This is a genomic window from Sphingomonas sp., assembly GCF_019749955.1.
Classification (GTDB): domain Bacteria; phylum Pseudomonadota; class Alphaproteobacteria; order Sphingomonadales; family Sphingomonadaceae; genus Sphingomonas.
This window is the reverse complement of the sequence record NZ_JAIEPC010000103.1, coordinates 39880-51921: the sequence shown is the minus strand read 5'-3', so window position 1 is coordinate 51921 and position 12042 is coordinate 39880. Positions and strand designations below refer to the sequence as shown.

Here is a 12042-nt window from a genome sequence, read left to right as displayed (position 1 = left end):
CGACATATCGTTCGAGCCGCACGAGCCACTCGTCAGCGCTCTCCGCATTAACAGTCGCGACAAGCGCATCAATCTTGTCGGAACGCTCCCTTGCCGCCGCTTGATAGTCAAAGCCCGGCTTCGCCCACATGATCGGCGTAACGCTGTCATGCCCCACAAGCGAGCGGTAACGATCAAGGTCGGGGTCCGCATCAAGCACAGCTCGGCACGCAGCTACGGCCTCAAGTAGACGTCCCTGAGCGGCCACTAATTTGGGATTCTCCGCCATTCCTGGCGGCAGTGCATGATACGCATAATACCGGTGGTGGAGATCGACTTCGACCCGGCGCTTCGCTTCCAAACCGAGGTCGGGCAATACGGACGTGAAGAACCCGATCACGCGGGTAAGGTCGTCCATGATGACCTCGCCAAGCAGATCGGTATAGCCGGAATTGTTTGGCGTGTTGCCAGCCGCAAGCATGGCATGGCGTAGCTCTCTGCGCTCACTTCCCTCGTTCAAGATGCCGTGCAGGCGTTCGAGTTGCTTAAGAGCGTCGCGCCGAACCGACTTGAGGTACTCAGTCACGGCAACCGACCCAGTATGCAAAATCATGGACTCTGCCTGCGACGTCGTTCCCGTCACCGTACTTGAAAGTGCCTCACGCAGCATGATAATGACGCTGCGCGATGCTGCCGCGAGCGCAGCGTCGTCGAAACTGGTGATGCGGTCGACGAGCAGGCGTTGGAGGCCAGGCCCTACCTGTTTCCAAGCATGGCGATCGTGCTGCGCGAAACGCCGAGTTAGGTCGTCGATTGGCTTGCGCTCATCTTCAGTCGTCATAGCTTGGCGCATCTTGATCAGCGCGTCGAACATGCGTTCGGGGTTGGCATACAGGAGGTAGCCGCTCTCCAAGATGCGGCTGATCTTGGTGATCAGTGCGTCGCTCTTGGTTCCGGGATACTCGCGACCAAAGGCCATGTTCGGCACATCAGCCATCGCTGGCGCCCGAATGATCGCACCTGCTAACGTGTCTATGATGTCGGGAGCGGCCGCAATATAGTCATCGTAGTTGGGCAGCACATAATTCGAGAACTTGTCGACAGCGTCGTTGAGGCAGTTGCGGTCAACGCAGGCCTGGATCGCACCCAGCGCGTCGCCGTCGAAGATTGCTTTACCGTCACGCAACTGGACATAATCGCTTGCGATCTTGTCAAATGCGTAGCCCGCCGGCTGAAGAAACTCCTGCATGACCTTGCGAAGACGCTTGCGCATGGCCTCGACCTTGGCCGCGCCAAAACCCACATCGGTCATCGGCTTATAGATGGTATCGTGTGCCATCTCGGCCCAAGCGTGATCAAGGATGGTTTGAACCTGGATCTCACAGCGCAAGCCGGCAAACCGTCGATATTCGGGTAACGCGCAGCGCGCATCGCTCAGCGTAACAACCCAATTTTCAGAGATGAAGAATTCCGCGCCGTCTTCCTTGCTGTCGGGATAATGGATTTTTGAGCGATCATAATCGACCGCGAAGTTCTCCCGCAAAATGCCACTTTGCCCAAAGCGGTGGACATCTCCGTTCGTGTAAAAGATAAGCCGGCATCCCGCGACGTCCTTTGCAAAGTCGGCGATCGCGGCATCCGCTGACGCCTCCGCCCTGACGAGCTTGGCCCGCAACGATTCAACGGCCTTTGCACGGTGCTGTATGTTCTGGAGCCGAAGGTCGTTATGTTCAACGATCGCCGCATTGAGGATCGCGGCCACCGCTCCCGCGAAATCCGTGTACAGTGTTTTGCCACCATTCTCATATTCGGCGAACTTCATTCAGTACTCCAAATTTTCGTCAATGCACAAACACTTTGGTTCAGCCGAACGGCGAGCTTACATCTTTACGCCTCGAACCGGAGGAACAGAAGCCGGGCCGTTTCGGGCGGCTGGCATCACTTGTATTGGCATCCGCTTGTGTGGAAGCCAGCCCCCGCCCTGAACACAGGCTAATGGGTCAGTCTAGCTGCCCGGGGAAGTTCTTTCGGCGGCCAGCCTCAAGATTGCGCACCATGTTATCGACGCAAATCGTATAGAATTCAGCGACGCTGATGGCGGCGCTCTCCTTCAGCTTCCACTGGTGCTCGGTGATCACCCCAATCACGGCGTTCACCAGTGCGATCACGTCGTCCGCTTCCAGCGGATAATCGACATAGATGCGCGCCGGCTCCTTAAAATAGCGCTTGTCGAGATGAGCAAAAAACTTGTCGCGGCGTCCCATGATCGCATTGATCGTGCTGCGCCGCGATTCCAACTCGTTGAACTGTTTCTCCAGGACCTCGACCGGTGGCGGTCCGGATTTCCATGTGATGTTCGCTTGGTTCTTCATGCAAAAGTGAAGGAATGCGAACAAGCTTCCCTCTGCGCGGCGCGGTTCCTCCAGAAGTCGCGCTGTTGCAAGATACAGATCGGTTTCGGCTGCGAAGATCAAGGGATGGAGGACCGGCTCGATCTTCCACAGTCGGTCCCCGTGCATGCTGTGCTGTCTGAGAAGCTCGCGATAGACTGCTAGCTTGGGCACGAGGCCCGGCGGCTCCGCGCCTTGGATGAGCGTGACATAGCGGGAAAGCCGCTCTTCATAGTTTGCCTGAATCGAGCCCTTCACGGTCTCTCCTATTATCCGCCATTAAGCGCTTCTCACAGATGAACAGATGGCAGCTTTTGGAAAGTAGAATCTACCCCGTGAATATCTGAAATACCGGCACGTGCTGTCGGACGTGCCTGACCTAACCCAATGACTGCTACTGTCTGGAGCAGACGATTGCGCTGGCCGATCTCATAGACCGGCATTGGTCGGGTCATTTCCGTTCCAGCGACAAGGCGGTGGTGTCTATGGACGCGCTGAACACATAACATTATCCCCTCGACGCGATGTTCCACCTCCACTGCACCAAGAAGCTGCTCGATCGGATCAAACCGGAAATCGTTGCGGCTGGGCAAAGCGACACCGCGCTCGGCAGCTGGTATGCCACGGCCTTATTCTGGAAGCCGCAAGTAGCTTTGCTGGCTTCCGAACGCACGCTGCTTCCCGTGCTTATGCCGCTAGCACCAGCGGCGACGCTTGCTCGACGCTTCCCTGCGCAGCTGGCGCTGGTCCTGAAAGAGCACGGCGCCCCAAGCGAATTCATTGCCCAGGAAGTCTGGCGGATGGACAAGGTCCAGTATGCCAAGACAGCGAACCGGAGCGTCGTCGGAATTCTCAATGAGTTCGTTCGCCAAGCTGAGTTCTGGCTCGCCGCCTATGCTTATCAAAAGGGCGACGATGATGACCTCTTGGCGATTTCGGCTAAGCTCGCGGAGACCCCATGTAGCCCGTTATACAAGGGGCCGATTTCGCCGGACAAGGTCCTCCACGAACTCGTGAAGGCTAGTTCGCAGATTTGAGTCTGCTGGCCGGACACTGTGCTCAGAGATCCTTCAGCACTCGGTCGGAGGCCCAACTCATGCGGTCAGACGGGATCGGGCGGCAAATCGACAATCCGGAAGACAGCGCCCGATCCGGCATCACGAACCAGATCAACGCGCGCACCATCCCAGTGATAGTCGAGGTGCCGCCCCTGTAGGGGGTTCGACGCGCAGTCCGGGTAGAAGAGCGCGACGCATTCCCCACCGGGATGCCGGATGCTCGGGTAGGCAATCCCGTTCGATCCCGCGCCCATGAGGTGCCGCGAGACTGCTTGGGATGCCGCGTAGCTGTCGGGGTCGAGCGCCGGAACCGGCTCCCCCGCCCGAGTTCGGAGATCATGCAAGTCTGCATCGACTGCCATGACGATTTCCCGGAACTGCGAGGTCCATCCAGCCCCTTCCTTTGTCCGCGCCATGAAGCGGGCATGGTGGTGGATCGTCTCGAACAACGCGGTTTCAAACCGGTCGCCAACATAGAGCACTCCGTAGCTGCCATCGGTAAAGCGACTTGGCCGGTCGGTGCTGGCATGTGTGAATGGCGCCATGAGGTAGGAAGCGCCGTTCCCGCCGACGCGTCGGTCGACTGGAACGAGGTCAAGATTGCCAATCGTCGCCATGATGCGAGGATTGGTCTTCTGCTCTGCTGAGATCAAAAGCGGCCAGTCGGCTGGATCAGCGATGTCCTCGAACAGGTCGATGGGCGGAAAGGCACTGCGGATGATCCGAACAGCGCCCTTCCACTCAACTCGAGAAACGGGGATATCAGCCGTTCCGCTCACCATCCACCACGTTCGGCGTCGAGGTAGCGACGCACCCGCATGATGTCGGTGAGCTCGCCTCCGAGCATCACGTCAAGGCCACTCACTCCACCGAATGCATCGTTGGTCGCCCTGATCCAGGCATAACCACGGGTCGCCTCCGAGAAGATGATCCGGAGCGCCTTGTGAATCCCCATGAGGTTGGAGAGACGAGCACGCCCATCGCGCGAGACGCGTCCCGGCCCTTCCGCCTTCCAGCGCCGATAAGATCGAACCGGCATGTCGAGCAGGGTTGCCGCCTGCTCGTCGGTCAGTTCCCATTTGCCGAACAGATTGAGGACTGCCCGGAACATGGCAGCTGCCTCGTCCTGAGTAATCGGATCGGGCCGGAAGGCGGTAACGGCAGTATCAACGGGTTGCAGAGCAAGCATGGCAGTTCTCCATATGGCATGATATATTCTGAATAATGCCATTTGGCAAGGAACTATGCCGATGATGCCAGTCTGGCAATCACGCTCGCTGCGCCTTCGATCGGCACGAACAGCCGTGTCTGGTAGCGGATTATCTCGGTAAAGCAGCCTTGCGCCTTGTACCAGTCGAGCCGAGCAACACTCCATCCGGTGAGTTCAAGTCGCTGTGAGCCATTGACCAGGCTGCATTTGACCATGAGCTTTTCGCGGCTGGCCAATTCCATGGCCCGGCCATTTGCCAGGACGGTCTGGATGATGTCATCGGCGGAGAGCGTTTGCTCGCGTTCCAGACCCAGCGCCCGGCACAGTTCCGGAACAGAATGGACAGGAACCTCCCGGCCGAGGAGCGAACGACCATCCGCCGCCGAGATGCGGCTAACCCTCACGAAATCCGAAGGAAGCTTGTCCCAGACCGGCAAGAGGAGGCCCGTCGCAAGATAGAGGTGCTCGCGCTTGTGGCTGGTTTGCGCCTCCGCGACCTCGGTTGACCAGGCATTGCGGAAGACGTCGATGGCAATATCCTCCCAGCTGCTCTCCGCCAACTGATCCTCGGTGATGTGACTGCGCTTGAGCGGGCGCAGTAATTCGAAGCGGGTCACGCGTGTGCCGTCATCGGCAAGAATGCTGCGAGCGGGCACCAGCAATGCGACCCGTCCTGAACGGGCATTCCACACAAGCCGCTGCCGCTGCCCAGCGATGCCGTGAAGCTCCTCGAGCCGCTTGAGCGTGAGCGGCTTCAGGGCTCTGGCAATTTCCAATTCCAGCAGATGGGTGGTCGCGCCCGATGCCGGATCCGTGCGCAGCAACGTGTCCGACAGGATCGTGAACTCCTCGACTGCGATGGTTTCGAGGCCGAGATCGAGTGTGCCAGCCTGCCGCGCAGCATCGATGCGCGCTTCGGCCAGTCCCATGAACTCGTCAAATATCGCGTTCTGCAGGGCGATAGGAAGCGCCAGGATGCGATTGAGCCACCGCTGGATCGACGGTAGGTCATCGACCATCGACCCGTCAGGCGCTTCAATCCGCAGGCCTGTCAGCTCCTGAAATCGTCCAAGGCTGACCGCTTCAAGCTTGCCGGTGAACAACAACCCGAACCAGCGATGGAGCGCTTCCTTGGCGTAGATGCTTTCGAGATTGTCGGCAGGATCAAACAGGTTCTGTCCGCCGGTCTGGCGCTGCCCGCGCGTCAGAGCGCCAAGACTGTCCAGTCGCCGCGCGATAGTCGAGATGAACCGGCGCTCGCCGCGCACGTCGGTGGTCACCGGCCTGAACAGCGGGGCTGATGCCTGGTTGGTGCGATTGGTCCGGCCAAGCCCCTGGATTGCGGCGTCCGCCCGCCAGCCCGGCTCGAGGAGGAAGTGGACACGGCGGGCCTGGTTCCTCGCGGTAAGATCAGCGTGGTAGCTGCGCCCGGTTCCACCGGCATCGGAGAAGACCAGGATACGCTTGGCGCCGTCCATGAACGCCTGGGTCTCAGACACGTTGGCGCGCGGCGACCGCGATTGGAGCTTCTGACGACCGTCGCGGCCGACGATGAGCCGGCGTGTACGACCGGTGACTTCCGCTACCTGTTCGACGCCGAAGCGTTCGATGATGGCATCCAGCGCGGTGGCAATCGGCGGCAAGGCGCAGAGCTGTTCGATCATCCGGTCGCGCGCGGCAAGCGCAGAGCGGCAGAGCACCGGTGCGCCTTGCTCGTCACTCATGGGCTCTGAGCGAGGATTGCCGTTTTCGTCCGTGAACACCGCCATCAGGCGGACAGGAAAGCTCTTGGCGAGATAGTCGATGACATATTCCCGCGGGGACAGGTCGATCTCCAGAGTTTCGCGTTCCTCGTTCGATAGGTCCGCAAGTCGGCGGTCGAGCATGGCTTCTGCCGTCGAGACCAGTTGCACGACCACGGCCTGCCCTTCGGCAATCGCCGTATCGATAGCGGGCAGCAGGCTTGGGAGCTTCATAGACAGAAGCAGCTGCGCGAAGAAGCGCTGCTTGGTTCCCTCGAAGATCGACAGCGCTGCGGACTTGGCACCGGAGTTGAGCGTCCCGCCAGTCTCGCTGTCGACGATCCGTGTGGCTTCCAGCGCTTCGCGCAGGTTGGCGTGAATGATCGCCCAGGCATCAGCATAGGAATCGTATACCGCGATCTGATTCTCTGTCAGGCAATGCTCGAGGATCTCATATTCGACACCGGCGAATGAAAGGGCCCGGGCCGTGTAGATGCCGAGTGATTTGAGATCCCGCGCGACCAGTTCCATTGCTGCAATTCCGCCATCGCGAATATCGGCAACGAATGCCTCGCGATTCGCAAACGCGGTCTCCGGACCCCAGAGCCCGAGGCGCGTCGCATAGGCGAAGTTGTTCACGTCGGACGCTCCGGTGGCCGAGGCGTAGAGCACCCTTGCCCGGGGCAGGAGATTCTGCAGACGCACCCCGGCAATGCCTTGCTCCGATCCTTTGACCTTGCCCCGCGATCCTTCCCCGCCGGCGGCGTTGGCCATGGCGTGCGCTTCGTCGAACACGATCACGCCGGCGAAATCTTCACCTGCCCAGGCGAGGATCTGATCAAGCCGCGTTGCGTCGTTGCGGCCCGAGCGGAGCGTCGGATAGGTCACGAAGAGGATCCCGTCGCGCATGGCAATGGGGGTGCCCAGTTTCCAGGACGACAGCGGCTGGATGTCGATCGGGAGACCGCCAAGGGCGGCCCAGTCGCGTCGCGCGTCTTCGAGCAGCGCCTCGTTCTTCGAAATCCAGATATGGCGGCGTTCGCCGCGCACCCAGCGATCGAGAATGACGCTCGCGACCTGGCGGCCCTTACCAGCGCCGGTGCCATCCCCGAGGAAATAGCCTTGCCGGTAGACGTGACCTTCCGCGGACGCCTTGAGCGAACAGCCCTTGTCCTCCGGTTCGAATCGGCCAGGAAGGTCGCGCGCATGCGCACTCGCGGCATAGATCAGGGTCTCCGCCTGAGCAGCAGACAGAAGCCCCTTGGGAACCAGTCCATCCGGAAGCTGCGGCACCGCCTCTGGCTTGGGTGCCGAGATCGAACCCATGGCAACGGACTCAACCAGCGCCGTCGGATGCTCGGCCGCGCCATGGATCACGATCCTGCTCGGTCGATAGGGCAGATAGTGGCCGACTTGGATCCCAAGCGGCGCAGGGATTTCAAGCGCCTCGTAGGTCAGCGCGCCGATGGCCATCGACGCTGCAGGCGTGATCCTCGCCGGGGCCGGAAGCAGTCTGCGCGGGCCGGCTACCAAACGGAACGGCGCACGAGCCGGGAGGTTTGATTGTTCAGAGGCTACCTGTCTGCTGTCGAGAGCAGGCAAGGCATTGATTAGATCGACCAGCTGGGGGAAGTCGTTCGTGCGAATAGCGACAGGCTCATTGGCGCCTTCCACCTTATCGAGAACCAGCAGCCGCGTGGTGATCCCGGTGCCGCTCTTGATGAAAGCGCGTTCGACCGCGGCATTGAGCCGCAGAGCCACTGGCCCCTTCAGCCCCACCAGAAACTTGGTGCATTCAAACCATTCAGGCATGATCGCAACCAGCCGCCCGCCCGGGGCAAGCCTGTTCCAGGCCGAGCGCAGATGCCTCCCCCCGGTGCGACCATCGTGGCCCCGCTCGATCCCATGAGAATATGGCGGGTTCATCAGCACGACGCTCGGTGCGATGGCCGGATCGAGCAATTCGTCGATGAGCTCGGCATCATGCCCGGTCACGCGGGCAGCCGGAAACAGAGCGCTCAGGCAGTCGCGGCGCAGCGGCGAGATTTCGTTCAAGGCAAGGCGTGTGCCCGCCTTGGAGGCCCAGATCGCGAGCATCCCTGTTCCGGCCGACGGTTCTAGCACGAGCTCGTCTGCGACGAGCGCGCAAGCCCGGGCAGCAAGCCAGGCAAGGCGGGGTGGCGTTGCAAACTGCTGCCATTCGATCTGCTCTTCACTGCGATTGGTCTGGGTCGAAATTCGGGCCTCGAGGGAACAGAAGAACCGGTCTGCTTCCTCGATCCGGGCCGAGAGTCGGATCGGATCCGATGCTTGCAGGTATTGAACTTGCGCAAGTTCGATCGCGGCGTGAGCATCGCGAACTGACCATCGCCCGAGAGCATCGCTCCCTCCAAAGTGCGCAGTCATGATGCGACTGATGTCGCTGCGTGAGAGCGTGCGGCCTGCCGCCAACTCCGAAGCCATGGTCTGGGCCGCCATCGCAACAACGGGCGGTGATGGTTCATCGAAGGCAAAGGCAAGAGACGAATTGAACATGGGAACCTCCTGACGAGGTCCTGCGGCTGGCAGGCCTCAATCAGCCAAAGGCCCCCTCCCCTCTGCCCAACGGATCAGATTTACCGGCAAGCCGGGACTTCAACTCATCGTTCCAATCAAAACCGGGCGAGGCTGGTGCTCGTGAGTGGATGACACGATTAGGCGCAGCATATGCCCTCAGCGCTCGCTCCTCTGCGAGAGCGCCCCCGGCGTCATTGTCGATGAACAGATAGAGCTCACGCACGCTTTCCGGGATCGCAACAAGGCCGAAGCGCTCGTTCCCGAGTGTTGCCCAGCATGGGATCCCGAAAAGCTGCATTGCTGACAGGGCGCTCTCGATACCTTCGGCAAGGCCCAGACGCCCCTGCTTTGCAGGCGCAAGCCTGACGGCACCGCAGCCGAGGCTGCCTAGTGCACGCTTGGGCCGCTCAAAGCCTGCCAACTTGCTGCTTCCGATGTCGAGAAAAGTCCTGTGTACTGCGATGATGCCAATGTCGGTTGTGACTGCGGCCAGCATCGCGGGGAGAAATTGGGCGGTGCCGCGCGGCCCGAGCGGCGTGCGCGCCAGGTAACGGAGTTGATCGGCTGCGGGCAGAAGACCGCGCTGCGCAAGGTATCGTGCGACAGGGCTGTCGGAGATCGCCGTAGCCGATTGCCACAAGCGCCGTGCATTGGGGCTGAAATCGCCATGACTTTGCCGCTCGATGCTCCTGGCGTCTGCGCCGTTGAAAAGGTCGCGGCTGCGAACGCCCTGGCGATCCAGTGCCGCAATGACATCCTCATTCGGACATCCCGCGAAGCAATGAAACAGGATGGCTTTGCGCCCCAGGGTCACACTCAGCGATGGAGTACGATCGTCGTGAGCGGGGCAGCAGCACATGCCTTTGCCCCTACGCCATGTACCCTGAAGGCTCTCGACGATGGTGCGGGCGCGGCGTTCGAGTTGATGAGCATTGTTTAACGGGGGCATCGTCCTACTCCGGTTGCAGTGCCCGCCCCGTGCAGCCTCCGCTCTGCACCAGCGCCAAACCATTTTCCTACGTCACATGTTCTTTATATGTTCTCACTCGATTCGGCTATACAAGGATCGAGAAATGACAATGAAAGCTATCTTGATCGCAGGCATCGCGATCACCTCTGCTATCCCCGCCAGAGCCCAGGATTTGCCCGCGCCAGCCACAATCGAAGTGCCCGCCAACCACTCCGAAGGGTTTCGGATCGCTGAAACATCGAACGGCTTCCAGCTGGTCGAACATGGGCTCTGGCGATCTGCCCAAGACGACCCGGCACCTGTTATGACTGTGCCGCAAAATGGTCGGGTCAACCTGCCCTACAGATACGAGCCAAAGGCCCAACCTGGCCCATCCGGCTTCAGGCGAGCAAGCTACCTGCCCCACATCTATGCGGCGGAAGCGAAGTATTCACTGCCTGCCGGCCTGCTCGATGCACTCGTTTGGACGGAATCACGCTACAACCCTTTGGCCGTCAGTCCGGCGGGCGCTGCGGGGCTTGGGCAGCTGATGCCCGCAACGGCAAAAGAACTCGGGGTCTTCAATCGCTTCGATCCTATGGCTAACATCTTCGGCGCTGCGCGGTATCTGCGGCAGATGCTCGACAAGTTCGGCGTGGTTCACCTCGCAGTGGCTGCCTACAATGCCGGTCCAGGGGCGGTAGAACGCGCAGGCGGCATTCCCCGCAATGGCGAGACGCCCGGATATGTCCGCGACGTCCTTCGCCATTGGCGCTTCTAGAGATCGGCTCGAAATGGCCGGAGCAGGGTCCATCGTCCTGCGGTTTCGGGCGGGCTGGTTTTGTAGCGGGTGAGATCCCCTTTGAGATTAGCCGCCTTTGGCCTCGGCTGGGTACTTGGCTGCGATCTGCATTACCTCCTTACCCCACAACGCCAACGCCTCGCGTTTCTCGTTGGTATACTGGTGACGGTGATAGACCCCAGCGACGCCAGCCATAGCTGATCCTGACTGGTGATTGAGGACCGCCTCAGAAACCACCAAGGGTATGCCAAGACGCTGGAGACCAGTTGCCACCGTCCGTCGAATATCATGCATTGTGAAGTGACCGGCCTCATAACCGAGCTTCTCGTCCACGCTTGCTCTGATCCGCTTCCAGGCCTTCGATAGTCCGCTGACGCTGTTCGTATTGGTGACCTTCGATGCCAACAGGATCTGGGATTGCTTGTGGGCCTCGTCGGGGTCGATGCCAGCCGCCATGAATATCTCGGTGATGACTGCCAGGGCCTGCGCGGATAGCGGCACCACATTCGCCTTGCCGTTTTTCGCTCGGTCGCCCGGAACTGTCCAGACTTTCGCCTTGAAATCGAACTCGTCGCACGCTGCATCGAGCACCTCGCCCCGGCGCTGAGCCGTAAGGACAAGCATCTGCACAAGATGACCGAATGGATAGCCATCCTCGACGGCAGACTGCCATAGTGCCGCTAGCTCGCGGTCGCTCAGTACACGATCTCGAGGTTCATTCCGCTTCGGGCGCCACGCATCCCGGCAGGGGTTGGCTGGCATGTGCTCAAGTCTAGTGAGCGCCCACGTGTAGAAGGTCGAAAGATGGCGATACACGATGCGCGCCATCGTCAGGGTTTCCTTGCCCCGCTCAAACGCAATCTTCTCCACGAAGCGGCTCACGTCACTTCGGGTAATGGAGTCCGCGAGCCGGTCTCCAATCTCGGGCTCAATATACTTTCGGAAGACCCGATCGAACTCCCTCGCGCTCCGCTTTTTGCCCTCGATCTGCTGAGCAAGGTACGTCTCGTAGAGCTCTGCGACTGTCCCGACGCCTTTCGATCCTTTCCTTTTTGCGCCCGCTTTTCTGGCGATGCTCTTGCCCTGCTCGACATCGACAAGCAGATCGCGCGCCTTCTTGCGGGCATGGGCCAATGTAAAACTCGGAACATGGCGTCCGATGGTCACATTCAACCATTTGCCCTGAACCCGCTTGCGCAGAATGTACGTCTTGATACCACTGGCACCCATGCGGAGCCTAAGGCCGGGGACGATACCATCGGCGAGCTCAATTTGACCCGCAGTCGGCGCCTTCAGTCCTGCGATCTTAGCGTCCGTCAATCCTACTTTGTTCGCCATATGTACCTGCTACCTTAG

At 60.3% G+C, this 12042-nt stretch carries 9 protein-coding genes; 2 read left to right on the top strand and 7 right to left on the bottom strand.

Annotated features, from left to right (window positions below; translation table 11 throughout):
• Together K2W81_RS15490 and K2W81_RS15485 are read right to left on the bottom strand one after the other, a co-directional pair.
• On the bottom strand, nt 1–1801 hold a 1801-nt coding region (locus tag K2W81_RS15490), incomplete at its 3' end, for a hypothetical protein (RefSeq protein WP_294106118.1).
• Nucleotides 1802–1979: 178 nt separating this feature from the next.
• Nucleotides 1980–2627 carry a hypothetical protein gene (locus K2W81_RS15485; RefSeq protein WP_124811559.1) on the bottom strand — a complete coding sequence of 216 codons (648 nt, stop codon included), beginning with the start codon at nt 2625–2627 and terminating at the stop codon, nt 1980–1982.
• Nucleotides 2628–2893: 266 nt separating this feature from the next.
• Between K2W81_RS15485 and K2W81_RS15480 the strand changes: the two genes are divergently transcribed.
• The gene (locus K2W81_RS15480; RefSeq protein WP_294106111.1) at nt 2894–3406 is read left to right on the top strand and encodes a hypothetical protein; all 513 of its coding nucleotides are present in this window, start codon (nt 2894–2896) and stop codon (nt 3404–3406) included.
• A gap of 65 nt (nt 3407–3471) precedes the next feature.
• On the opposite strand, the gene K2W81_RS15475 is transcribed toward K2W81_RS15480, so the two are convergent.
• Genes K2W81_RS15475 through K2W81_RS15460 form a run of 4 tightly spaced genes read right to left on the bottom strand, consistent with a single transcriptional unit; the run spans nt 3472 to nt 9884 of the window.
• Nucleotides 3472–4206 (bottom strand): RES family NAD+ phosphorylase, encoded by a 735-nt coding sequence (locus tag K2W81_RS15475; RefSeq protein WP_294106108.1) that lies wholly within the window; start codon nt 4204–4206, stop codon nt 3472–3474.
• Entirely contained in the window at nt 4203–4616 is a 414-nt protein-coding gene (locus tag K2W81_RS15470) for an MbcA/ParS/Xre antitoxin family protein (protein WP_279332112.1), read from the bottom strand. Before K2W81_RS15470 ends, K2W81_RS15475 begins: the two co-directional genes overlap by 4 nt.
• A gap of 53 nt (nt 4617–4669) precedes the next feature.
• The gene (locus tag K2W81_RS15465) at nt 4670–8914 is read right to left on the bottom strand and encodes a strawberry notch family protein (protein ID WP_294106095.1); all 4245 of its coding nucleotides are present in this window, start codon (nt 8912–8914) and stop codon (nt 4670–4672) included.
• A gap of 40 nt (nt 8915–8954) precedes the next feature.
• Complete coding sequence (locus K2W81_RS15460) at nt 8955–9884, bottom strand: toprim domain-containing protein (RefSeq protein ID WP_294106092.1); 930 nt, start codon at nt 9882–9884, stop codon at nt 8955–8957.
• Nucleotides 9885–10008: 124 nt separating this feature from the next.
• On the opposite strand from K2W81_RS15460, the gene K2W81_RS15455 reads away from it, so the two are divergent.
• The gene (locus tag K2W81_RS15455) at nt 10009–10665 is read left to right on the top strand and encodes a transglycosylase SLT domain-containing protein (protein WP_294106089.1); all 657 of its coding nucleotides are present in this window, start codon (nt 10009–10011) and stop codon (nt 10663–10665) included.
• Between the two features lie 87 nt (nt 10666–10752).
• Here the strand turns inward: K2W81_RS15455 and K2W81_RS15450 are convergent, their stop codons facing one another.
• Complete coding sequence (locus K2W81_RS15450) at nt 10753–12024, bottom strand: site-specific integrase (RefSeq protein WP_294106086.1); 1272 nt, start codon at nt 12022–12024, stop codon at nt 10753–10755.
• Between the last annotated feature and the right edge of the window lie 18 nt (nt 12025–12042).

Excerpts from the sequence above, each read along its gene's own strand:
- K2W81_RS15460 (WP_294106092.1), bottom strand. The coding sequence starts at position 9,884 with ATGCCCCCGTTAAACAATGCTCATCAACTCGAACGCCGCGCCCGCACC.
- K2W81_RS15455 (WP_294106089.1), top strand. The coding sequence starts at position 10,009 with ATGACAATGAAAGCTATCTTGATCGCAGGCATCGCGATCACCTCTGCT.
- K2W81_RS15480 (WP_294106111.1), top strand. The coding sequence starts at position 2,894 with ATGTTCCACCTCCACTGCACCAAGAAGCTGCTCGATCGGATCAAACCG.
- K2W81_RS15450 (WP_294106086.1), bottom strand. The coding sequence starts at position 12,024 with ATGGCGAACAAAGTAGGATTGACGGACGCTAAGATCGCAGGACTGAAG.
- K2W81_RS15465 (WP_294106095.1), bottom strand. The coding sequence starts at position 8,914 with ATGTTCAATTCGTCTCTTGCCTTTGCCTTCGATGAACCATCACCGCCC.
- K2W81_RS15470 (WP_279332112.1), bottom strand. The coding sequence starts at position 4,616 with ATGCTTGCTCTGCAACCCGTTGATACTGCCGTTACCGCCTTCCGGCCC.